The organism is Streptomyces sp. NPDC014882, assembly GCF_043081325.1.
Classification (GTDB): Bacteria; Actinomycetota; Actinomycetes; order Streptomycetales; family Streptomycetaceae; genus Streptomyces.
The window spans coordinates 151,097-173,783 of sequence record NZ_JBIBWL010000008.1; the positions used below are offsets into that span (position 1 = coordinate 151,097).

The 22,687-nt window shown below is 74.7% G+C and carries 20 protein-coding genes; 10 read left to right on the top strand and 10 right to left on the bottom strand.

All coding sequences use genetic code 11. From position 1 onward, the window contains the following. Positions 1–76 precede the first annotated feature (76 nt). Entirely contained in the window at positions 77–1,387 is a 1,311-nt protein-coding gene (locus tag ACF09K_RS20060; RefSeq protein ID WP_392245279.1) for an MFS transporter, read from the top strand. A gap of 84 nt (positions 1,388–1,471) precedes the next feature. Here the strand turns inward: ACF09K_RS20060 and ACF09K_RS20065 are convergent, their stop codons facing one another. The 3 genes from ACF09K_RS20065 to ACF09K_RS20075 all read right to left on the bottom strand — a co-directional run bounded on the left by ACF09K_RS20065 (position 1,472) and on the right by ACF09K_RS20075 (position 3,462). After that, positions 1,472–1,672, bottom strand: coding sequence for a cold-shock protein (locus tag ACF09K_RS20065; RefSeq protein ID WP_392245281.1), 201 nt, complete (start codon positions 1,670–1,672; stop codon positions 1,472–1,474). A 293-nt stretch (positions 1,673–1,965) separates the two neighbouring features. After that, positions 1,966–2,169 (bottom strand): cold-shock protein, encoded by a 204-nt coding sequence (locus tag ACF09K_RS20070; protein ID WP_053661143.1) that lies wholly within the window; start codon positions 2,167–2,169, stop codon positions 1,966–1,968. Between the two features lie 522 nt (positions 2,170–2,691). After that, complete coding sequence (locus ACF09K_RS20075) at positions 2,692–3,462, bottom strand: SDR family oxidoreductase (RefSeq protein ID WP_392245283.1); 771 nt, start codon at positions 3,460–3,462, stop codon at positions 2,692–2,694. 104 nt (positions 3,463–3,566) lie between these two features. On the opposite strand from ACF09K_RS20075, the gene ACF09K_RS20080 reads away from it, so the two are divergent. The 3 genes from ACF09K_RS20080 to ACF09K_RS20090 all read left to right on the top strand — a co-directional run bounded on the left by ACF09K_RS20080 (position 3,567) and on the right by ACF09K_RS20090 (position 7,340). Beyond that, positions 3,567–4,415: a LysR family transcriptional regulator gene (locus tag ACF09K_RS20080; RefSeq protein ID WP_392245284.1), complete on the top strand. Its 849-nt coding sequence runs from the start codon at positions 3,567–3,569 to the stop codon at positions 4,413–4,415. A gap of 280 nt (positions 4,416–4,695) precedes the next feature. Beyond that, a complete protein-coding gene (locus ACF09K_RS20085; protein ID WP_392245286.1) occupies positions 4,696–5,685 on the top strand; it encodes an aldo/keto reductase in 990 nt (329 codons plus the stop codon). Between the two features lie 446 nt (positions 5,686–6,131). After that, positions 6,132–7,340 (top strand): DUF2235 domain-containing protein, encoded by a 1,209-nt coding sequence (locus ACF09K_RS20090; RefSeq protein WP_392245288.1) that lies wholly within the window; start codon positions 6,132–6,134, stop codon positions 7,338–7,340. Between the two features lie 225 nt (positions 7,341–7,565). On the opposite strand, the gene ACF09K_RS20095 is transcribed toward ACF09K_RS20090, so the two are convergent. Further along, the gene (locus ACF09K_RS20095; protein ID WP_392245290.1) at positions 7,566–7,937 is read right to left on the bottom strand and encodes a hypothetical protein; all 372 of its coding nucleotides are present in this window, start codon (positions 7,935–7,937) and stop codon (positions 7,566–7,568) included. A gap of 576 nt (positions 7,938–8,513) precedes the next feature. On the opposite strand from ACF09K_RS20095, the gene ACF09K_RS20100 reads away from it, so the two are divergent. Next, entirely contained in the window at positions 8,514–10,685 is a 2,172-nt protein-coding gene (locus tag ACF09K_RS20100; protein WP_392245292.1) for a hypothetical protein, read from the top strand. A 180-nt stretch (positions 10,686–10,865) separates the two neighbouring features. Here ACF09K_RS20100 and ACF09K_RS20105 read toward each other — a convergent pair whose 3' ends face one another. Continuing rightward, on the bottom strand, positions 10,866–11,234 hold the full coding sequence (locus ACF09K_RS20105; RefSeq protein WP_392245293.1) for a hypothetical protein: 369 nt from the start codon (positions 11,232–11,234) through the stop codon (positions 10,866–10,868). Positions 11,235–11,615: 381 nt separating this feature from the next. Between ACF09K_RS20105 and ACF09K_RS20110 the strand changes: the two genes are divergently transcribed. The 5 genes from ACF09K_RS20110 to ACF09K_RS20130 all read left to right on the top strand — a co-directional run bounded on the left by ACF09K_RS20110 (position 11,616) and on the right by ACF09K_RS20130 (position 17,885). Then, complete coding sequence (locus ACF09K_RS20110) at positions 11,616–12,425, top strand: ABC transporter ATP-binding protein (RefSeq protein ID WP_392245295.1); 810 nt, start codon at positions 11,616–11,618, stop codon at positions 12,423–12,425. Between the two features lie 2 nt (positions 12,426–12,427). Next, on the top strand, positions 12,428–15,364 hold the full coding sequence (locus ACF09K_RS20115; protein WP_392245297.1) for an ABC transporter permease: 2,937 nt from the start codon (positions 12,428–12,430) through the stop codon (positions 15,362–15,364). A 281-nt stretch (positions 15,365–15,645) separates the two neighbouring features. Next, positions 15,646–16,101 (top strand): cyclic nucleotide-binding domain-containing protein, encoded by a 456-nt coding sequence (locus ACF09K_RS20120; RefSeq protein WP_392245544.1) that lies wholly within the window; start codon positions 15,646–15,648, stop codon positions 16,099–16,101. Between the two features lie 91 nt (positions 16,102–16,192). Beyond that, on the top strand, positions 16,193–16,891 hold the full coding sequence (locus ACF09K_RS20125; RefSeq protein WP_392245299.1) for a CBS domain-containing protein: 699 nt from the start codon (positions 16,193–16,195) through the stop codon (positions 16,889–16,891). Between the two features lie 112 nt (positions 16,892–17,003). After that, a complete protein-coding gene (locus tag ACF09K_RS20130; RefSeq protein ID WP_392245300.1) occupies positions 17,004–17,885 on the top strand; it encodes a universal stress protein in 882 nt (293 codons plus the stop codon). 46 nt (positions 17,886–17,931) lie between these two features. On the opposite strand, the gene ACF09K_RS20135 is transcribed toward ACF09K_RS20130, so the two are convergent. The 5 genes from ACF09K_RS20135 to ACF09K_RS20155 are packed head-to-tail and all read right to left on the bottom strand — an operon-like array spanning position 17,932 to position 22,685. Further along, positions 17,932–18,552 (bottom strand): V-type ATP synthase subunit D, encoded by a 621-nt coding sequence (locus tag ACF09K_RS20135; protein WP_392245302.1) that lies wholly within the window; start codon positions 18,550–18,552, stop codon positions 17,932–17,934. Beyond that, entirely contained in the window at positions 18,549–20,057 is a 1,509-nt protein-coding gene (locus tag ACF09K_RS20140; protein WP_392245304.1) for a V-type ATP synthase subunit B, read from the bottom strand. Before ACF09K_RS20140 ends, ACF09K_RS20135 begins: the two co-directional genes overlap by 4 nt. Continuing rightward, positions 20,054–21,817 (bottom strand): V-type ATP synthase subunit A, encoded by a 1,764-nt coding sequence (locus ACF09K_RS20145; protein ID WP_392245305.1) that lies wholly within the window; start codon positions 21,815–21,817, stop codon positions 20,054–20,056. The genes ACF09K_RS20140 and ACF09K_RS20145 overlap by 4 nt, the downstream gene beginning before the upstream one ends. Beyond that, positions 21,814–22,365 (bottom strand): V-type ATP synthase subunit E family protein, encoded by a 552-nt coding sequence (locus ACF09K_RS20150; protein WP_392245307.1) that lies wholly within the window; start codon positions 22,363–22,365, stop codon positions 21,814–21,816. The genes ACF09K_RS20145 and ACF09K_RS20150 overlap by 4 nt, the downstream gene beginning before the upstream one ends. Next, a complete protein-coding gene (locus ACF09K_RS20155) occupies positions 22,362–22,685 on the bottom strand; it encodes a hypothetical protein (RefSeq protein ID WP_392245309.1) in 324 nt (107 codons plus the stop codon). The genes ACF09K_RS20150 and ACF09K_RS20155 overlap by 4 nt, the downstream gene beginning before the upstream one ends. Between the last annotated feature and the right edge of the window lie 2 nt (positions 22,686–22,687).

Below are 22,687 nucleotides of genomic sequence, written 5' to 3' on the forward strand. Positions count from 1 at the left end.
ATTCCCGGCCGGGGCCTTCGCTTTGATGCGTCCGATCGCTTGTCGGTTGTGCGGATCAGGGACGGGGACGTCAGGCATGGGAAGCGGGCACCGACCGGGACAGTCGCTCGGGCACCGGCGGAGGCGTCGGCGCAGGCACCGCCTGGGGCGGGGGTTCGGGTGGTTCTGGGGAGCGTATGCGACGAGCGCGCTCGGCACCTGGCTCGCCTTCGGCGCGTTCCCGCTGATCGCCGTCCAGGTGCTGCACGCCGGACCGGCCGAGGTCGCGGCGCTCGCCTCCGTGGGGGCGGCGGTGGGCGCGGTGGTGGCGGTGCCGCTCGGCCCGTGGGTGGAGTTCCGGCGCAAGCGGCCGGTGCTGATCGCGACGGACCTGGTGCGGTGCGCGGCGCTGCTGACGATCCCCGCGTCGTTCGCGCTCGGCGTGCTCACCTTCCTCCAGCTCCTGCTGGTCTCGGTCGTCGTCGCGGCGGCCGACATCACCTTCCGCGCCGCCTCCGGCGCCCACCTCAAGACGCTGCTGCCGGCCGGGGACCTGCTCGTCGCCAACGCCCGCCTCGAGTCCACGGCCTGGACGACCGCGATCGTCGGACCGCCGCTGGGCGGTGCGGCGATCGGGCTCCTCGGCCCGGTGGCGACGGTGGTGGCCGACGCGGCCGGCTACCTGTTGTCGGCCCTCGGCCTGCGCGCGATGGGCGGGGGCGAGCCCCGGCCCGAGCGCCGGGAGACCTCGCGCGTGCGGGCCGCGGACCTGCTCGACGGCTGGCGGTACGTCCTCGCCGACGCGGCGCTGCGTCCGCTGTTCCTCAACACCGCCTTGTTCAACGGCCTGGTGACGGCCGTCTCACCGCTGCTGACCGTGCTGATGCTCGGCCGGCTCGGGTTCGCCCCGTGGCAGTACGGCCTGGCCTTCGCCGTGCCCTCGATCGGCGGGCTGCTCGGTTCGCGGCTGGCACCGTCGCTGGTCACGCGGTTCGGGCAGCGGCGGATCCTGCTCGTGTTCGGGACGCTGCGCGCGGTGTGGCCCGTCGGCCTGGCCTTCCTCGGACCCGGCACCGGAGGTCTGCTGCTGGTGATGGGCGTCGAACTCGGGCTCGTCTTCTGCTGCGGGGTCTTCAACCCCGTCCACGCGACCTACCGCCTCGAGCGCACCGCGACCGACCGGGTCGCCCGCACGCTGTCGGCCTGGGCGGTGACGACCAAGGCCTCGACCGCGGTCCTGACGGCGGCCTGGGGTGTGCTGGGGAGCCTGCTGGGCCCGCGGGCGGCGATCGGCCTGGCGGGCGTGCTCCTGCTGGCGACCCCCCTGCTGCTCCCCCGCCGCGCGACGGCCCGGCCCACCGGGCCGGACCCGGTACCGGTGGCGGCACCGGCGCCGAAGGACACCTGACGGGCCGCGCCGCACCCTGCCGAGCGGCCTCCTGCCCCCGCCGGGGCGCTCGGGGAGGGCGAGGCGCTCGGGGCGGCCTGGAGGTCAGGTGACGATGTTCTCCGCGTACGGGCACTTGCGTCCGTACACGGCGTCGAACGTCACCCTCTGGCCCGCCAGGAGGCCCACGAGCCCGTGATCGGCGATGTAGGCGTAGTGGGCGTAGACGTCCGCGCCGCTGCCGTCCTGCTCGATGAAACCGAAGCCCCGTGCCGCGTTGAACCACTTCACCGTGCCGGTCGCCATTTCTTCCCTCCCTGCCACAGCCGGTCGGGTGCGCGGCGGGTGCCTCACGCCGCACACCGACACACCGAAGACGCAGGCACTGAATAGCACCCGGCACCCGCGGAGCAATGAATGAATTCAGTGGGACGATAACACGAAATCTGAATTCGAATTCTCCCGGATCGGGATCTCCCCTTGCGGGGACGAATCGGCCGCCCGTGGTCCGGGCGGACGGGACGGTCCGAGCGGACGGGCGGCAAACGGCTGGGCCCGCACCGATCGGTGCGGGCCCAGCCGTCGTGCGTGCGCCGTGATCAGGCGGGAACGATGTTCTCCGCCTGCGGGCCCTTCTGGCCCTGCGTGACGTCGAAGCTCACCTTCTGGCCCTCCTGCAGCTCACGGAAGCCGGAGGTGGCGATGTTCGAGTAGTGGGCGAAGACGTCGGCGCCGCCGCCGTCCTGCTCGATGAAGCCGAAGCCCTTTTCCGCGTTGAACCACTTCACGGTGCCAGTAGCCATGTCATATCTCCTTCGGGGCATTACCCGTGGGACCTGCACTGTGCAGGTCCCGCGTCGCCGTGATGATGACCCCGTCCGGAATAAAAACCGGCATTAAAAAGTGCACCAGCCGACCCGGAGGACAGCAGGAGCACTTGTAAGTTTTCGGGAACCACAACTGCAACTGGAAGAACCGTAGCACGAAATAGCCGCCCGAGCGATCCCCGGCAAAGCCTCCACTATTCCTCGAGTCGTCCGCCGACATACCCTCACCGCACATGAATCGGATTTCTGCGTCGACGGCGACAGAATTTGTGCCACCGCACCCGTGACACGGCCCCTCGGCGGGTGATGCCCCGCCGGTCCCCGCCGGCCCCTCCCCGTGGGCCGCCCGTCCGCAGCTCCGGCCGGACGGGCGGGGCGATGCGGCCGGACGCACCGGTCGTGCGGGCGCGCCGGTCACCCGGACGCCCCGGTGCCGCCTCCGCCGGGTGGTGCGGGACGGTCCGGACCGTACGGCCGTCCGAACCGTCCCGCCGCCCGTCACCAGGGCACCTCGCCCTCGTCGTCGAAGAAGCGGCCCGTCGGCCCGTCTGCCGGCCCGGTCGCCAGCCGGATCGCGCAGGCCGCGCCCTGCTGCGGGGTGCGCACTCCCCGGAAGCCGTTGAGGTCGGTCGCCGTGAAGCCGGGGCAGACGGCGTTGATCAGGATGCCGGTGCCGGCCAGCTCCTTGGCGTACTGCACGGTGACGGCGTTGAGGAACGTCTTCGACGGCGCGTAGGCGACGGAGAGGGGGCCCGTCTCGGCGCCGGGCGTGCTCTGGAGCGTCAGGGAGCCGACGCTGCTGGAGACGTTCACGATCCGCGGCGCCGGCGAGCGGCGCAGCAGCGGCAGCAGGGCGTTGGTGACGCGGATGACGCCGATCACGTTGGTCTCCACGGCCGCCCGCACCCGGTCGACGTCGACCGTGGTGGGCTCCTGCGGCCCGCCACCGGTGACGCCCGCGTTGTTGACGAGCGCGTCCAGCCGTCCGGCCCGCTCCTCCACCAGGCGGGCCGCCGCCGTCACGCTCTCCTCGTCGGTCACGTCCAGCGGCACGCCGAACACGTCGGCCCCGGCCGCGCGCAGCTTCTCCACGGCGGCCTCGCGCCGCTCCCCGTCGCGCGCACCGATCCCGACGGACCAGCCGAGGGCACCCAGTCCGGCGGCGATCTCGTACCCGATGCCCTTGTTGGCGCCGGTCACCAACGCGACCTTCTGTCCGTTCCCGCCGTTCACGCCGTTCCCACTGTTCACGCTGTTCGTCTCGCTCATGGCATCGATCCTTCTCCCGCACCCGGCAGGGCGTCCAAGACCGATCGGGTGGGCGGCGATACCGTCCGGGTATCACCCCTGGCCGGCCCGGTTACGCTGGCGAGGTGGAAACACGTGAGCTGCGGTACTTCGTCGCGGTCGCCGAGGAGTTGCACTTCGGGCGGGCCGCGCGGCGGCTCGGGATCGCCCAGCCCCCGCTGTCCCGGGCGATCGGGGGGCTCGAACGGCGCCTGGACGCCGCCCTCCTGGAGCGCGGCAGCCGGGGCGTCACCCTGACCGGGGCCGGGGCGGTGCTGCTGCGGGAGGCGCGGGCGGCGCTGGACGCCGTGGAGGCCGCCGAGCGGCGCACCCGCCGGGCCGCCCGCGCCGCGACCGGCCGCCCCGCCGTGGTCCTCGCCGCGAAGGCGGGCGCCTCCGGCGAACTGCTGGCGAAACTCCTCGACGCCTACGCCGCCGAAGCCGGCGCGGTCGCCGTGGACGTCGTGCTGTGCGGACCGGGTGAGCAGGCAGGGGTACTGCGCGACGGGCGGGCCGACGTGGCCCTGCTGCACCGGCCGTTCGACGACACGGCCGGCTTCGACACCGAGGACCTGCACACCGAGGGGCAGGTCGTGATCCTCCCGGCGGCCCATCCCCTCGGCGTCCGCCCCCACCTGCGGCTGGCCGAGGTCACCGGCCTTCCCGGCCTGCCCCTCCCCCGGTGGCCGCGTCCCGACGGCACCTTCCCGGACGGGCCCGGCCCGCAGGTGCGCGACCACACCCAGCTCACCCAGCTCATCGCCCTCGGCCGGGCCTGCGCGGTCGTCCCGGAGTCGGGCCGCGCCGGTCTGCGCGAGGGCCTCACCGCCGTACCGGTCCTCGACGCCCCCCGCGTCACCACGGTCATCGCCTGGCCCCCGCACAGCCGATCGACGGCGGTCGCGGGACTGGTCCGCGCCGCCGGCGCCCTGTGACCGGCGCGGCCGGACGCCGGGATCAGCGGCAGCGGGCACGCACCGGGCGCGGTGCGTCGGACGCGGTGTGCAGACGCGTCCGGCCGTGGCGGGCCCCTGGACGGACGACTTGCCCTGGAGTGCGCTCCAGGCCGTAACGTCGCAGGCACCGCGGCGCACGAGGCCCGAGCCGTCCGATTCCCCTCACGGGATGCCGGACGGTGGAATCCGACGCTTGATGGAGGAGGGGCGTCGTGCCGTCCGGACGATGAACACGCGTACAGAGAGATGGGGACACGACATGCGGGAGCGCAGTCTGCGGGACCTCCGGGTATCGGCCATCGGCCTGGGGTGCATGGGCATGTCCGCCTTCTACGGATCCACCGACCGGGAGGAGGGGATCGCGACCATCCGGCGCGCCCTCGACCTCGGGGTGAACTTCCTGGACACCGCGCAGATGTACGGGCCGCTCACGAACGAGTCGCTCGTCGGCGAGGCGGTCCGGGGGCATCGCGACGAGTACGTGATCGCGACGAAGTTCAACTACCGGATGGACGACGCGGTACCCGGCGACATCAGCACGGTCGGTCCGCAGGACGGCTCGGCCGAGCACGTCCGGAGTTCGGTCCACGGTTCCCTGGAGCGTCTGGGGACCGACCACATCGACCTGTACTACCAGCACCGGGTCGACCCGAACGTACCGATCGAGGAGACGGCGGGCGCGCTGGGCGAGCTGGTCGCCGAGGGCAAGGTCCGGTACATCGGTCTGAGCGAGGCGAGCGCGGAGACCATCCGGCGCGCGCACGCCGTGCACCCGGTCACCGCGGTGCAGAGCGAGTACTCGCTGTGGTCCAGGGACGTGGAGGCCGAGGTGCTGCCCGCCTGCCGTGAGCTGGGCATCGGCTTCGTGCCGTACTCGCCGCTCGGCCGCGGTTTCCTCGCCGGGCGGTTCGCCTCGCCGGAGGAACTGGACGCGAACGACTGGCGCCGCGAGAACCCGCGCTTCCAGGACGCCAACCTGGAGGCGAACCTCCGGCTGGCGGCGAAGGTGAAGGAGATCGCCGCCGAGAAGGAGGTGACCCCGGCGCAGCTGGCCATCGCCTGGGTGCTGGCCAGGGGCGAGGACCTGGTGCCGATCCCGGGCACCAAGCGCCGCGCCTATCTGGAACAGAACGCCGCCGCGGTCGAGATCACGCTGACCGGGGACGACCTGGCCCGCATCGACGCGGAGCTGCCCGAGGCGGCGGGCGAGCGCTACGACGAGGCGGGGATGAAATCCGTCAACCGCTAGCGGACCCCGCCGACGTGACGGAACGACTTCCCGGGTACTGCCGGACGTGGACGACGGGCGGGAGACGGCCGGGGCGGGCATCGGCCGGGTCAGGCGCGAACCGGGGACCTCGGCGCCCCGGGGGAGAACGAACCCGGGAACCGTGTCCGGGGTACGGCCGACGGTGCCTCAGGGGTGACGTTGGCGCCGCCCTCTCCTGAGTGATGACGCCGGAACCGGTCACTTCGCGGCGGACACCGCGTGCGGGGCGCGCGGACGTGTTCACCGGGGCAGGGACGTCCGGCTGTGTGCGACATGTACCGGCTCCCCATTTTAGTCGCCTCGACGACCCGCGCCCGTCCCGGCCGCCGTGCGCGGGCGGGGGCCGGATGGCACCGCCCGCCGAGTGGTGGAAACATGGACGGTGTGCTTGGCGCCGCTCCACGCTCGTGCGAGGAGGGATCGTCATGGCCAAGCGCCTGGTCGTCTGCTGCGACGGCACGTGGAACTTCGCCGACCAACCGAGCAGGACCAACGTCGCCAAGGTCGCCCTGTCCGTGCGCCCCGGGTACGAGGCCGGTAAGGAGCAGCGCGTCTACTACCACCGTGGTGTGGGCACCCGTCGGCGCGAGCGACTGTCCGGTGGCGCGTTCGGCGCGGGACTGTCCCGGAACGTCCTGGACGCCTACCGGTTCCTCGTCGAGGCGTACGAACCCGACGACGAGCTGTTCCTCTTCGGTTTCAGCCGGGGGGCGTTCACCGCGCGGAGCCTGGCGGGGCTGCTGCGCAACTGCGGCGTCCTGCGCCGGGACCACGTCGACCGGGTCCCGGAGGCCTGGGCTCTGTACCGCGACCGGATCGAGCGGCCGACCGGCGCGGCCTCGACGCTGTTCCGCCGCTCGTACGCGCACGAGACGCGGATCCACTTCATCGGGGTGTGGGACACGGTGGGCGCCCTGGGCATCCCCGTCCCGGACGCCACGTGGCTGCAGCCGGCGGTGAACCGGTTCAACCGCCGCTGGGCGTTCCACGACACCGAGCTGAGCAGCTGGGTGGGGGCGGCCTTCCACGCGCTGGCCGTCGACGAACAGCGTTCGGCGTTCCGGCCGGCCCTGTGGCACCAGCAGCCCGGCGCCGCCGAGCAGGGACAGGAGCTGAAGCAGGTGTGGTTCGCCGGGGTGCACTGCGATGTGGGAGGCGGCTACGAGGAGACGGGGCTGTCCGACATCACCCTGCTGTGGATGGTCGACCAGGCCCGCCGGCACGGGCTGGCGTTCGACCCCGATGTGCTCGGCACGGCCGGGCCGAAGGTGATGGAGCCGGAGCGGAGCATCGAATTCCGCGTACGGCCGGACGGTTCGGGTCCGGTGCACGCCTCGTGGACGGGGGCGTACCGGCTGTCCGAGCCCCTGCACCGGCCGCTCGGCGGGGCGGTCGGCGACGACGGTGCGCCGGACGGCAACGAGTTCCTCGCCGTGCCCGCCAAGGAGCGCCACGACCGGGACGCGCGCTACCGTCCGCCGGAGCTGGAGCGGTACCTGAGCGTTCAGGCGTCGGTCCGGCTGGAGCCCGTGCTGCTGCCGGACATCGCCGCGGGACTGCCGCCCATGCCTCCCGCGGCAGCCGGCCCCGGTACGACGGCCCGTGCGCCGGACGAACGCGGCCGCACCACCTGACGGCAGGACCCGTGAACGCCCTCGTTCACCGCCTTCCGCGCCCGGCGCCGGGCGACCCGTACCCGGTTCCGGGAGGCGGAAGGAGCGGCCGGCCCTGCGTGGGCGCGCTCCGTGCGCGTACGTCCCCGCACGCGCGCTCCCCGTCCGCACACTCCCGGCCGCGCGCTCCCCGGTCGCGGACCGGCCGTCGGCGCCGGAACCCGCCGCGGGGGAGGGCGACGGGGTTCAGTGCGCGGCGATCCAGCGTCGGACGGCGTCGTTGACGGTGTCGTCCAGGGTGCTCAACGCCTCCACGGCGTGCAGGTCTCCGGGTTCGGGCGCGACTCCTGCCCGGACGAGTGCCGCGTGCAGTTCCAGACGGCGGCGGTCGGCGGGGGACAAGGACGGCCGCCGGCTCGGCTCGGGGGCTCGCCGCGCCCCCTCCTCCGACTCCTCCCCGGCCCGCGCCCGGGGCGGTACGCGCCAGTCCTCGTCTCCCCACCGTCCGCCCGCGTCCGCTCCGTCGAGAGCCGCGTTCGCGTCGACACCGCAGCGGTAGGGGTCCAGGATCAGCCGGGGCACCGTCACGGCGGTCGGCGAGTAGTTCCACTCCGGCATACAACCAACCTCCAACATCGGCGTTCGTTCGGTGTCCAGGAGGCGGGCCGGGCGGCCGGCGGTTGCGGTACCGACGACGGACCACCCGAACGCACCCAAATCCATCTCGTCGGACCAGCGCGCCATCGGAGAGGACGATGATGCGCATTCCCGCCCGGCGGCCTCCCCGCACGCACGCGTCCGTGGCTCCGGTGGGCCCTCCGGCAGCGCCCGGCGCCGGGGGCGGGGTGTCCGCTGCCGGGTCGCGCGGGCGTTCACGTCGGCGCCGGACCACGGGGCGGCGGGCCGGGTGCGGCGGGCCGGGTGCGCCGGGCCGGGTGCGCCGGGCCGGGCCGCCTCCCCCGAGGGCCGTACCGATATTTTCGGCCGCGATCTGTTCCGTCGGCCGGTTCGTGGTGCATGGTGGGGGCGCGGGTCGGGCCCCTGGCGGGGATCCTCCCGCCGGGCCGTGCCGGTCCGCGTGGCCGGCCGGGTCCGCCGCGCCTCCCGGCTCCCCACGGGAGGCATGCGGCTGCCCGGCGGGGCGTGCGGAAAACTCCCGCGCGCCGGCTCGCGGACCTCTGCGATCATCCCCGGATGGCGCACAGTCTCGTATCGCTGGTCATCCGGCACACCCACCGCCTCCCCTCCCCCGCGGGCTCCGCCGGCGAAGGGGCCGCCGCCGCGCGGCAGTTGGACGCGGCGCTGACGTCCGTGGGCTTCAAGCTGTCGTCGGAGCTGCTGGAGCGGCTGTCGGGGCTGTCGGAGGCCGCGGTCGTGCACACGGCCCGGCGGACGCTGCGCGCCGTGAGCGAGATGGTGGGCGACCACGTCCGGCACAACACGTACTTCATCGACTTCCCGGCGAACGTGCCGGACACCGAGGAATTCTGGACGCGGTGCGTGACGAGGGCGCTCGCCGACGACACCTCGCGGGAGAACGTGCTGACCCAGCTGTCGCACGGGGTGCTGGACCTGCTCGGCCTTCCCGCGTACGGCCGCTACGGGCACACCTACGAGGAGATGCTCGCGGCGCAGGACGAACTGATCGCCTCGGCCGGCGACCGGGTGACCGTCCTGCACCTCGGGCGGGACCTGGACGACGAGCTCACGGACCTGTACCTGGCCCTGGCGGGCAGCACGACACCGCTGGGCGAGGACCACCTGGGCGACCTGAAGGTGCTCGCCGGGCGGTGCGCGTCCGGCCCGCAGCCGGAGTCGATCCCGGTGCGGGAGAACCGGGCGGTGGTCAACGAAGCCCGTCTCGCCGCCGGCGCGGACCTCCTGCTGGACACCGTCACCGACGTACTGCGGCTGGCGTGCGCCCTGTCGGGCGGCGACGTGACGCTGCGGGAACCGACCCGGTTCCGGTCCCTGCCGCGGCCGGTCCGCCGGGCGCTGCTCGCGGGCCTCGACTCCGTGGTCGCGGCGAACCCCGCCAAGCTGGCCGACGTGCACGCGCACCGCGAGCCCTTCAAACGGCTCGGCGAGCGTCTCCACCCCCACGAGTACCCCCGCCATCCGCACGCCGCCGACGTGTTCGCGGTGGCCCGGGGCGAGAAGGAGGCCCGGTCCTTCGACAGCCGCGTCGAGCGGCTGCTCGACGACCACGACGTCCTCGGCGCGACGCGGCTGCTGAAGTCCGCCCCCGGCAAGCTGTTCCGTGCCCTGGACCTCCTGCTGCGCATCGCCGCCGACCAGGGGGAACGGGACGCGGTGGTGGCCGCCGCGGTGGAGGTCGCCCCCCGGGTCTCCGGCCGGGTCGTGCTCTCGGTCCGCGAGCACTTCCGGAACCGGGAGCGGGAGACGGCCGAACCCCGGATCTTCGTCAACCGCCGGGGCCGCGGCTGGGTCACCCCGGACGCACGGCCGCCCGTGCCCGCCGCCGACCGTGACCGCCTGATCGCCGCCCTCGACGCCGAGACGCGGCGCCGCCTCCCCACGCCGGGACGGCTGCTGCTCGGCCCCGACGTCCTCGACGTGGCGCTCCCCCTCAGCGGCAGGGCGACCGCGGCCGGGCTCGGCGTCCTGCCGCGCGGTTCGGTCTCGGCCGTCGAGGGCGAACGGCTGCGCTTCTTCGTGTACTGGAAGGAGGCCGGGCAGCGGACCGACTACGACCTCTCGGCGCTGCTCCTCCACACGGACTACAGCACCGACTCCTGGCTGTCCTACACCTCCCTCACCGCCGTCGGGGGCCGGCACTCGGGCGATGTCACCGAGGCGCCCGACGGGGCCTCGGAGTTCATCGACCTGTCCCTGGACCGGGTGCGCAGCACCTTCGTCGTCCCGCAGGTCAACATCTTCGCCGGCGAGGGCTTCGAGGAGGTCGAGGAGTCGTTCTTCGGTTTCATGCTGCGCGACGACGAGCAGAAGGGCCGCCCGTTCGAGCCGCGCACGGTGCGGATGAAGTCGGATCTCCGCGGGGCGGGCCGGGTGGCGCTGCCGCTGGTGTTCCGGCGCGGGGACGACGGCCGGTGGCGCGTGAAGTGGCTGCACCTGTACCTGAGGGGCGTCTCGTCGGCCAACCGGGTCGAGGAGAACCAGGTGTCGGTGTCCAAGGTGGTGCGCGCCGTGGTCGAGCGCGAGTACCTGACGGTCCGCCACCTGGTCGGCCTGATGTCCGGCGACGCCACGGTCGTGGAGCTGTGGGACGGCGGACCGGTTCCGGACGAGCCGGTGCTGTACATCGGTCTCGAACGCCCCGAGGGGCTGCACCCGGACTCCCGGGTCGTCACCCCGGGGAATCTCCGCGACCTGATCCCGGCCTGAGTGCTAGCGTTGCCCGCGGCGAGGCCATGAAGGGGCTTCCTTCTCAACTCACCTTCTGAAACGAGTTCCTTCGCTCTCCTCGCCGCCGACGTCGCTCCGGGCGGCGTCCGCGCTCACCGCGCGGGCGCCGCCCGGACGCCGTTCACCCGGCTCGACGAGGGGCCTCGCCGCGCCTTCGGGTCAGGAGACGCGCTTCAGCTGCCAGGCGTTGTTGCTGAAGCTGGGGACCGAGGAATAGACGCAGCTGCTGCTGTAGTACGAGCTGGTCTGGACCCAGCCGGCGGGCTGGTAGGTGGAGGCGCAGGCGCTGACCACGGTGCCGACCGGCAGGCCGGTGAGCTGCTTGATCTGCTTGATGTTCGGGCTGAAGCTCTGCGTGCCGCAACTGCTGCTGTAGCCCCAGCTGACGTCGACGTAGCCGGCCGGTGTGAGGACGCTCGCGCAGGAGGTGGAGACGTCCCCGGGGGCGGCCTGGGCGGGCGCGGCGGACAGGGCGAACATCGCCGCGGTGCCGGCGAGGGCCAGGCAGACGGAACGAAGGCGACGCATCTGTGGTGACTCCTTCTGGTCGCGGGCGGCCGGTCAGGCCGAGAAGGCATTGTTACGGGCGGCCGAACGGTTCGGACAGGGGCTTTCCGGTCGAACGCGCACACGGACCGAACGGCCGCCCGCGAGGCGCTCGGCCGGGAATCCCGCCGGGCGTCTCGTTAAACTGGACCTGTATGCCTCGCCCGCGCCGCCACGGGCCCGGGAACACCGGCCGCGACCGCCGTCCGGCGACGCGCCCGGCCGCGGGACACCCGGCCGCGGGGCACCCGGCCGAGGCGGCGCAGCCGTCGGCGCGGGACTCCCGGCGGGCCGGCGGCAGGGGCTGCCGGGCCCTCCCGCGGGACCGGACAGCCATGACCTCCCGTCCTTCCGGAGGTGGGTATGGACACCACGAACACCACGAACGCCGACCGGGCGCTCCTCGTCGCCACCGGGGTGCGCAAGGTCTACCGGACGGGCTCGGTGGAGGTCACCGCCCTGCTCGACCTCGACCTGGTGGTGCGGCACGGGGAGATGGTGGGGGTCATGGGACCGTCCGGCTCCGGGAAGACCACGCTGCTGAACTGCCTGTCGGGGCTCGACGACATCGACGGCGGCCGGGTGGAGGTCGACGGTCACGACCTGTTCGCGATGTCGGACGCGGCGCGCACGGAGCACCGGGCGCACTCCATGGGCTTCGTCTTCCAGGCGTTCAACCTCATCCCGGTCTTCTCCGCCGTGGAGAACGTCGAGCTGCCCCTGCTGCTCGTGGGCAGCCGGCCGCACGAGGCGCGGCGCAGGGCGCTGGCCATGCTCGACCGGGTGGGCCTCGGCCACCGGGTCGGGCACCGGCCGAGCGAGATGTCCGGGGGTGAGCAGCAGCGGGTGACCATCGCCCGCGCCCTGGCCGGACGTCCGGCCGTCGTGTGGGCGGACGAACCGACCGGGAACCTCGACAGCGCGATGGCCGACCAGGTCATGGACCTGCTGTGCGAGCTCAACCGGGACGAGGGCCAGACGATCGTGCTGGTCACCCACGACAGCGCCATCGGCGCGCGGGTCCCCCGGCTGATCCGGATGCGCGACGGCCGGCTGGTCGACGACGTCCGCCAGGACACCACCGCGCCCGCCACCGCGGCCGCGCCCGACGCCCCGCCCGGCACCGCGGCCGCCGCCGCGTCCGCCGCCGGTCTCGACGCCTCCCGGGGCTGACCGTGTACCCCGAGCTGCTGATCCCGCTGCTCACCGCCCTCGGGCTCGCCCTCGCCGCCCTGGCGCTGGTCGCCGTCCGGCAGCCGGTGTCGCGGCGGCTGGCGTTCCGGCAGGTCGCCCGCCGGCGCACCGAGGCGGCACTGGTGATCGGCGGATCGGTGCTCGGGACGGCCATCGTCATCGGGGCCCTGGTCGTCGGCGACACCTTGAACTTCTCCGTACGGCAGGAGGCGTACCGCACCCTGGGGCCGGTGGACGAGCGCGTCGTCGCGCCCCCGGGCCCGACCGGGGACGCCGTCACCCGGCGGCTGGCCGCCCTCGCGGACGATCCCGACGTCGACGGGGTGCTGGACGCCCGCACCGCCCAGGCGTCGGCCGTCAGCGGTGCCGCCGGGCGGAGGACGGCCGAACCGCGGGTCCTGGCCTGGCAGCTGGACTTCGGCGAGGCGTCGCGCTTCGGCTCCGCGGGCGGGGACTCCGGCCTCGGCGGACCGGACCCGGAACCGGGCCGGGTCGTGGTCAACGAGCCGCTGGCCCGGTCGCTGGGCGTGTCCGCCGGGGACCCGGTCACGCTGTACCTGTTCGGAGCGCCGCGGACGTACCGGGTGGAGCGGGTGGTGCCGGAGGAGGGCCTGGCCGGCGTGGGCCTGGGAGGCCGGCTGAACCGGGACGTGTTCCTGGCGCCGGGAGCCCTGGACGCCGCCGCCCGGGCCGCCGGTACGGAGCCGCGCCCGGTCACCTTCGTGTCCAACCGGGGCGGCGTCGAGGGCGGCGAGGACCTGACCGGCCGGGTGAGCGCCGACATCCGCCGGGCCCTGGGCCCGCTCGCCGGTCAGACGGCGGTGGAGACCCCCAAGCACACGGTCCTGCGGGACGCCCGGCAGGCCGGGGACTCCCTCGGAGCCCTGTTCCTCATGATCGGCAGCTTCAGCATCATCGCGGGCGCGCTGCTGCTGGTGAACATCTTCGTCATGCTCGGCGAGGAGCGGAAGTCGCAGATGGGCATGGTGCGGGCGGTGGGGATGAAGCGCTCGCGGCTGGTCGGGTCCTTCACCCTCGAAGGGGCCGCCTACGCCGTGCTGTCCGCGCTGCCGGGCGTGGCCATCGGGGTCGCCGTCGGCTGGGGGGTGTCCGTGGTGGCCGCGAAGATCTTCGAGGGCTGGGCGATCGGCGGAAGCAGCATCCGCATCGCGTTCGCCGTCACCCCGACCAGCATCCTCAACGGACTGGCCATGGGCCTGCTCATCGCCTTCGCCGCGATCCTCGCGACCAGTGTGCGCATCAGCAGGTTCAACATCATCGCGGCGATCCGCGACCTCCCTGCCACGCCGGGACGCGAGCCGCGCCGCCGGCTGCTCGTGGTCTCCACCGTCCTCGCGGTCCTGTGCGCGCTGGCGGCCGTCCCCGCCGTGGCGCGCAGCCGGCCCGACATGACGTACCTCCTGCCGGCGCTCGCCCTCGCGTTCGCCGCTCCGGCGCTGCTGCGCGTGCTGCCCCGGCACACGGTCACCACCCTGGTCGCGGGAGCCGTGCTCGCCTGGACGCTGCTGGCCCCCGTCGTACGCCCCCGGATCTTCGACACCCCCTCGATGTCCGTGTACGTCATCCAGGGCGCCCTGGCCGCCTTCTCCGCCGTGGTGCTCGTCAGCGACAACCAGCGGACCCTGCTGCGCCCGCTGCGGCGGGTCCTGGAACGCCCGACCGAGAGCGGCCTGGCGGCGCGGCTCGCGGTCGCCTACCCGCTGGCCAAACGGTTCCGGACCGGCGCGACGCTGGTGATGTACACGCTGATCATGTTCGTCCTCGTGCTCCTGACGGAGATCTCGGGCATCCTGCGCACCGGGGTCGACGGGGTCGTCGCCGACGCCACCGCCGGATACTCCCTGCGTCTGGACTACAACGCGCAGGTCGCGGGCGACCGCCTGGCCGCCGATCTCCGCGACGGCCCGTCCGCGGCCCGGATCTCCGCCGTGACACCGCTGCTCAACGCCACGGGGCGGGCCACCGATCCGGGCCGGCGCGGCACCCAGCCGCTGGACGCCGCCGTGGTCGGTGTGCCGGACGGGGCGATCAGCGGCATCACGTTCCGGGAGCGGCTGCCCGGCCTGGGCGACGACGCCGCGGTGTGGCGGGCCCTCGCCGCCGACCCGCGCTACGTCGTCCTCGACGGCTTCTTCGGCAGCACCGGCGGCCCGGCCGGCGACTACTACGACCCCGGGGACACCCTCACCCTGACCGACCCCCGGACGGGCCGCGCCGAACGGAAGGTCATCGCCGGCGTGCTCAGCAACGGGATGGTCTTCTACCCGGGCACCGGCGCCAGTTCGACCACGTACCCCGTGGTGCTGAGCGAGCGGGCGACGCGCGACCTCTTCGGCGCCCAGGCGCAGAACGCCTCCGCGCTGGTGCGGACGAGCCCGGGGACCTCCCCCGACGCGCTGGCGGCCCGGTTGCAGGGGCAGCAGCTCGCGTCCAGCCTGGTCGCCACCCCCATCGAGTCGGACATCCGCCGCCAGTTCGACTCCAGCACCGCCTTCTTCCGCCTCATGGAGGGCTTCCTCGCCCTGGGCCTCGGCGTGGGCATCACCGGCCTCGGCGTCGTCATGGTCCGGGCCGTGCGCGAGCGCCGCCGCACCATCGGGATCCTCCGGGCCCTCGGCTTCCGGTCCCGGAGCGTCCAGCGGTCCTTCCTGTGGGAGAGCAGCTTCATCGCCCTGGAGGGGATCGTCCTCGGCTCGTTCCTGGGCGTCCTCACCACCTGGCTGATGTACCGCAACAGCGCGGCCTTCGAAGGCCTCGAAGGAGGTTTCCCGGTCGAGTGGGCCGGCATCGGCGGCCTGGCGGTGGCCACCTTCGCCGCGTCGCTCCTGGCCACGATCGGGCCGGCGCGTCGCGCCGCCGCCATCCGCCCGGCGCTCGCGGTCCGCGTCACCGAGTAGCGGGTGCCGTACCGCGGACGGGCCCACCGCACCGGCGCCCGCGGTACGGCACCCGCGCCGGCGGGGTCGCCTCCCGGCCGCCCCGCCCGGGTTGCGCCGGGCCTGTTTGCGGCGATGGTGGAGTCATGCGGCCGGGAGCGGGCGGCCACCGGGTCCCGGTCCCCGCCCCGGCCGCGCGGGGACCGTGTGCCCGCGCGGCCGGACGTCGGGAACCGGACGGGAGTCCGTTCCCGCGTCGAGGTCGCGAGAGGCCGAGGTCACGAAGAGGGGAGTGCGGTGTGGTGACGAGGAGCGGCGTCTTCGGCGCCCTGAGCAAGGAGCATCGCGAGCAGCTCATGACGCTCGCGCACGAGGTGTCGTTCGCGGCGGGCGAGCGCGTCTTCGACGAGGGCGGCGAGGCCGACCGCTTCTGGATCATCCACACCGGCACGGTGGCACTCGATCTGAGGGTGCCCGGTCAGCGGCCGGCGGTCGTCGAGACCCTCGGCGCCGGGAAGCTGCTGGGCTGGTCCTGGCTGGTCCCTCCGCACCGGTGGCATCTGGGGGCGGAGGCCGACAGTCCGGTGCGCGCCTACGAGTTCGACGCGGCGGCGGTCCGTGAGATGTGCGCGAAGGATCCGGGACTGGACCACGAGCTGTGCACCTACGTGTCCGGCGTCCTCGCGCGCCGGCTCAGGTCCGCCCGGGTACGGCTGCTCGACCTGTACGCGCCCCACGGCGCGGGCGAGGTTCCCTGACCGGACGGAGGCGCCGGACGGGAAGCAGCGCGGAAACGAGCAGGCGGAACGACCAGGGGGAACGAGACGCGACGGAACGAGGTGCCCGGCAGTGCCGCAGACCCCGCACATCGTGAGCGACGTGATGACTCCGACGGTCGTGGCCGTCGGCCGCGACGCGCCCTTCAAGGAGATCGTCCGGACCATGGAGCAGTGGAAGGTCAGCGCCCTGCCCGTCCTCGAGGGCGAGGACCGGGTGGTCGGCGTCGTCTCCGAGGCCGACCTGCTGCCGAAGGAGGAGTTCCGCGACGAGGACCGGGGCCCGGCCGGGGAGGGCCGCCCGCCGTCCGGCGTGGCGAAGGCCGGGGCGGCCACGGCGGCGGAGCTCATGAGCGCTCCCGCGATCACGGTCCACGGCGACGTCACGCTCGCGCAGGCGGCCCGGATCATGGCCGTCCGGCACGTCAAGCGGCTGCCCGTGGTCGACCGCCTCGGCATGCTCCAGGGCATCGTCAGCCGGGCCGATCTGCTGAAGGTGTTCCTGCGGGCGGACGAGGACATCGAGGAGGAGGTCCGGCGCACCGTGGTGTCGTACCTCTTCCCGGGCTTCAGCCACGCCGTCCACGTGGACGTGCGCGACGGGGTCGTCACCCTCCGCGGGCGCATCCGCGACACCTCGCTCGTCCCGGTCGCCGTGCGCCTCGTGCGCGCCGTGGAGGGCGTCGTGGACGTCGAGCCCCACCTCACCGACCGGCCCGCCGACCCGGACGACACCGGCCCGGACGGCACGGGTGCGGACGGGGCGCGGTGAGCCGCCGCGACGACGCGCCCCGCGGGGCGGTGCCGTGGCGGCTGCCGACGAGTGCGGTCACGCTGGGAGGGACAGCGGACGGACCGCGGCACGGGAACCTGCTGGAGGTGCCATGACCGGTACGCACGGGCGTGAGCCGATCGTCGTGGGCGTCGACCCGGATCCCTCGAAGCGGCTGGCCCTCGCCTGGGCCGCCGACGAGGCGGACCGCCGTGGCCTGCCGGTGCGGCTCGTCCACGCCCAGGGCCTGCCGACGGGCGGATACCGCACGGGCGAGGCGCGGCCGTCCTGGGAGGAGTGGAACCGCACGCTGCACGAGGCGGGCGCCCGGACCCTCCGGGAGGCGGTCGCCTTCGTCGAGTCCCGGCGGCCGGCCGTGGAGGTGTCGACGGTGCTGGCGGAGGGGGAGCCGGCGTGGGTGCTGCGCGAGGAGGCGGGGAACGCCTCCCTGGTCGTGGTGGGCTCCTGGCACCTGAGCGCCCGGCGCGAGCTGTTCACCTCTGCCTCGGTGGCGCTCCCGGTCTCCGCCCACGCTCCCTGCCCCGTGGTCGTCGTTCCCGAGCCGGAGCACGTCACCGAGGAGCCCCCGTACTTCGTCGTCGGCGTCGACGGCAGTCCGCACGCGGCGGCGGCGGTGGACGTGGCGTTCGAGGAGGCGGCCCTGCGCGGAGCGGTCCTCAGGGCCCTGTACGTGTGGCATCCGCCGCTGCTCGGTGTGCTGGACGAGGACGCCGCCGTGCAGGAGTGCCGCCGGGTGCTGGCCGAGACGGTCGCGGGCCGGACCGCGAGGCATCCCGGGGTGGAACTGCACCACGAGGTCGTCCGCGGTCACCCGGTGCGGGTCCTGACGGAGGCCTCGCGGCACGCGCTGGGCCTGGTCGTCGGTACCCGCGGGCACGGGGGCTTCAGCGACATGCTCCTCGGGTCGGTGAGCCAGGGCGTGCTGCACCACGCCCACTGCCCCGTCATCACGGTCCCGGTGCGCGGCGCCTGACCCGGCGGGCGCGGGCGCCGGACCCGGGTGACGGCCGCTCCGGCGGTCACCGCCCGGAGGCACGGGCCGCCCAGCGCCGCCGGACACCGTCCTCGTGCTCGGCCTGCTCCAGCGCCAGCTCGGTCCGGTCGAGCTCCTCCCGCAGGCGCGGGATCCAGTGGCGCCGCAGGGCACGGACCCGGTGCCGGGTGCTGAGAACCTCCGCGCCCATCAGCTCGGCGGCGTCGCGGGCGACGGCGTACTCCGCGGCGGCGCGCAGGGCGCGGGCGTAGACCGCCTCGGCGTGGACGAGGGCCGTGTTGGTGGGCGCGGCGGAGGCGGAGGTGCGGGCGGGCACCGTCACGGAGGCCGCGGCCGGGCGGCGCACCCCCAGGGAAGCGGTCCGGTCCACCGTGACCTCGGCGGGGCCGATGCCGGCCGCGGCCGCGTCGAGGGCCTGCTGCCCGCTGAGGAGCAGGCCCCGCAGCAGCCAGGTCTCGGCCTCGGACAGCAGGTCGCTCCATGCCCGGGCGGCCGCCTCCTCCGCGTGCACCAGCCTCCGGTGTTCGGCGCGCAGGACGCGGAGCTTGCGCTCCAGGAGGCCTGCGCCGCGCTCGGCCACGTCGAGGCTGCGCCGCAGCCGCAGCCGTCCGGCACGGCCGGGTGGGGTACGACGGGCGCCGGTCATCCGGACGCCTCCGCGTCACGCCCGTCGGCGGCGCCACGCCCGTCGACGGCGTCCAGGCCGTCGGGACGGCCGGGGTCGCCGGGACGGCCGGGGTCGCCGGGACGGCCGGGGTCGCCGGGACGGCCGGGGTCCTTCGCCCCGTGGGCGTCGAGGAGATCGGCGGGGAGCATGGAGAGCTGGCTGCGGGGCAGCGTGAGCAGGGCGCGCCAGCCGCGTTCCAGCGCGGCGTCGAGGCTTCGTGACTCGTCGCCGCGCTGGTCGACGAAGTCGCGCAGGAACGCCTCGTCGAAGTCGAGGTAGCGGCGGTCGGTGGGGCTCAGTGCGGCGTGGCCGACCAGGTCCGCGAGGTCGCGGACCTGCCGGGCCCGGGCCAGGGCGGCCAGCAGCTGGGCCGCGACGTCGAGGTGGTCGTCGCGGGTGCGGCCCGGGCCCGCGCCCTTGCGCATCAGCCGGGAGAGGGAGGACAGGGCGTCCAGCGGCGGGTACACGCCCAGCGCGTGGGTCCGGGGCGAGAGCACGATCTGGCCCTCGGTGATGTAGCCGGTCAGGTCGGGGACCGGATGGGTGATGTCGCCGGCGGGCATGGTGAGCACCGGCAGCACGGTGACCGAGCCGGGACGCCCGCGGACGCGTCCGCAGCGTTCGTACAGGGAGGCCAGGTCGCTGTAGAGGTAGCCGGGGTAGGCGCGGCGGGCGGGGATCTCCCCGCGGGCGGCGGAGACCTCGCGCAGGGCCTCGGCGTACGTCGTCATGTCGGTCATGACGACCAGGACGTGCCGTCCCTCGGTGAAGGCGAGGTGTTCGGCGACGGTGAGCGCGATGCGGGGCGTGAGGATCCGCTCGATCACGGGGTCGTCGGCGGTGTTCAGCAGCAGGACCAGCTCCCCGGCCGCGGAGCGTTCCTCCAGGACGTCGCGGACGAAGGAGGCGTCGGCGTGGGTGAGCCCCATGCCCGCGAAGACGACGCTGAACGCCTCGCCGCCGGCCGTGGCCTGCGCGGCGATCTGGGCGGCCAGTTCCAGGTGCGGCAGCCCGGCCACCGAGAACACGGGCAGTTTCTGCCCGCGGACCAGCGTGGTCAGGGCGTCGATGGCGCCGACGCCGGTGAGCACCGGTTCGGACGGCGGCTCGCGCCGCACCGGGTTGACGGGGGCGCCGCCCACCTCGGCCCGGTGGGCGGCGAGGACGGGTGGCCCGTCGTCGAGGGGGTCGCCGCGGCCGTTGCAGACGCGGCCGAGCCAGTCCGTGCCGACGGGGACGCGCAGCGGGCTGCCCGAGAAGGCCGCGCGGACGCCGCGCGGGTCCATGCCGGCGGTGCCCTCCAGCACCTGCACGACCGCCAGGCCGCGGTCGGCGTCCAGGACCACGCCGTGGCGCCGTTCGCCCGAGGCGAGGGTGAGGTGCGCGTACTCGTCCCAGCCGACCCCCGAGACGCCCTCGACGACCGCGAGCGGGCCCCGCAGTTCGCGCACCGCCGTGTACTCGATCTCGCCGGCCGGGCTCACGGGCGCACCTCTCCCAGTGCGGCGAGCACGGTGTCGCGGCGCGCCGCCACGCCGGCGGCGTCGTGCGGTCCGGTGTCCTCCCGTGCGCGCAGCAGCGGGCCGAAGTCGACGTCCTCGACCGCCGCCGCCGGGACACCGGAGTCCACCAGTTCCCGGCAGCGGTCGACGACCGCCAGGACGGCGTCGGCCAGGGCGGCCGTCTTCTCCGGCCCGCAGTAGGCGTCCCGCCGTGACAGCGCGCTCTGCTGGAGCACGCCCTCCCGCAGCAGCCGGCCCGCCAGGACGCTGACGCGCTCCCGCGCCGGGAGGGCGGCGATCCCGATGAGGTCCACCAGGTCGGCCAGCCGGTCGGCCTCCGCCAGTGCCGCTCCCACCCGGTCGCGGTGCCGGGACCACTGGGGGTCTCCGGCCGCCCGGTGGCCCGCGGCCAGCACGGGGACGTCCCGGGAGAAGGAGCCCGCCCAGGAGACCGCCGGGTAGTGGCGGGCGTAGGCGAGGTCGCGGTCCAGGGTCCACAGGCAGCGGACGAAGCGTTCGGTGTGGGCCGTGACCGGTTCGGTCAGGTCGCCGCCGGGCGGGGACACCGCGCCGATCACGGTCACCGAGCCCCGGTCCCCGCCGAGCGTGGTCACCGCGGCGGCCCGCTCGTAGAAGGCCGCGATGGCCGAGGCCAGTCCGGCCGGGTAGCCCTCCTCCGCGGGCAGGGCGCCGGTGCGGGAGGCGAACTCGCGCAGCGCCTCGGCCCACCGGGACGTCGAGTCGGCGATGACCACCACGTCCAGGCCCATGTCGCGGAAGTACTCGGCGACCGTCATCCCCGTGTGGACGCTGGCCTCGCGCGCCATCATCGGCATGTTGGAGGTGTTCGCGATCGTCACCGTGCGGTCCGCCAGGCGGCCGCCCGTGCGCGGGTCCCGGAGCTCCGACAGTTCGGTGATGACGTCGGCCATCTCGTTGCCGCGCTCTCCGCAGCCGACGTAGACGATGACGTCCGCGTCGCACCACTTGGCGATCTGCTGGAGCAGCATCGTCTTGCCGGTGCCGAAGCCGCCGGGCACCGCGACGGTGCTGCCCCGGGCCACCGGGAAGAGCAGGTCGATCACCCGCTGGCCGGTGTCGAGTGCCTCGCGGGTGTCGACGCGCTCCCGCACGGGGCGGGGCCTGCGCACCGGCCACAGGGTGCCCAGCCCCACGTCGGTGCCGCCCACCACGGCCACGACGGCGTCCCGCGCCTGGTTCCCGGCGGCGGCGATCCGTGTCACCGTGCCGCCGCGGCCGGGTGGCACGAGGACCTTCAGCCGTGCCGGTCCCGCGCCCGCGACCTCTGCGAGCGGCTGCCCCTCGGCCACTTCCCGGCCCTCCGCCACGAGGGGGGAGAAGGTCCAGGTGCGTTCGGCCGGCGCGGTCCGCCGCGTGCCCGGCAGCAGCCAGTCGCCGGCGGCGTCCAGCGGGCGCAGCAGTCCGTCGAAGACCCCGCCGAGGAGCTGCGGTCCGAGCCGCACCGACAGCGGCCGGCCCCGGGGCAGCGCCGGCTGTCCCGGAGCGAGCCCGCCGGTGTCCTCGTACGCCTGGACGGTGACCACGTCGCCGCTGATGGCCACGACCTCGCCGGGCAGTCCGGCGGGGCCGACGGAGACGAGGTCGTACATCGCGGTGCCGTCCGCGTACGCGATCTCGACCAGGGGCCCGGTGACGCGCAGGATCCGGGAGGCCGGCCGCGCGGTGCCGGCCGGTCCGTCCGTCCCGGTGGACGCCGTCATTCCTCCCACAGGGTCCGCACCTCCGCTCCCATGTCGTCCAGGGCGTGCTCGGCCAGGGCGGTCAGCGACAGGTCGACCCGTTTCCCGGGGACCTGGGCCACCACTCCCCCGTCGGCGGGCTCGGTGACCTCGGCGTCCGCGCCGAGGAAGGTCCGGGCGCGCTGTTCCAGCCGCTCGCGAAAGCGGGCGTAGTCGTCGGCCCGGCGCAGTCCCCGGACGCGTTCGGCTGCCTCGCGGCGCAGTTCCTCGTACGGTTCGCGCCGGGCGGACAGGGTGCGGGACCTGGCCTGCCGGCGGGCCGCGACGAGGCGGTCCCGGGCGGTGGCGGCGCCGTCGGCCTCGCCCTGCCGCCGGGCCTCGTCGAGGATCGACCGGGCCTCGGCCTCCGCCTGAGCGATCCGGGCGGCGGCCTCCTCCTCGGCGCGGGCCGAGAGCGCCTCCGCGTCGGCGTGAGCGGCCCGCAGCAGCTCGGCCCGGACCGGGTGCAGGGCGTCGGCGCGGTCCGGGCCGGGGGCCTCCGCCGTGCGGTCGGCGGCCCGGGACGTCATGGCGGCATCACGGTGGTCAGCCTGCGGCGGCCCGCGGAGACCGCGGGGGCCCGGTCCTGGTCCTGGTACCGGCCCTGGTCTCGGCCACGGTCCCGGTGCTGATCCCGGCCTTGGCCCCGATCCCTGCCCCGGCTCCGGCCCTGGTCCATGGCCAGGGCCTCGGCCGCGGCAGGGGTGAGGATCACCAGGTCGACGTCGTCCGGCAGGCTCCGCCAGGCCCGGCGTACGGCCCCGGGGTCCTCGGCGGCGAGGACGACCGCGCCGGCCAGCGCGAGGCCCGCCACCCGCGGCCGCTCCCCGAGGGCGGCGACGCGTCCCACGG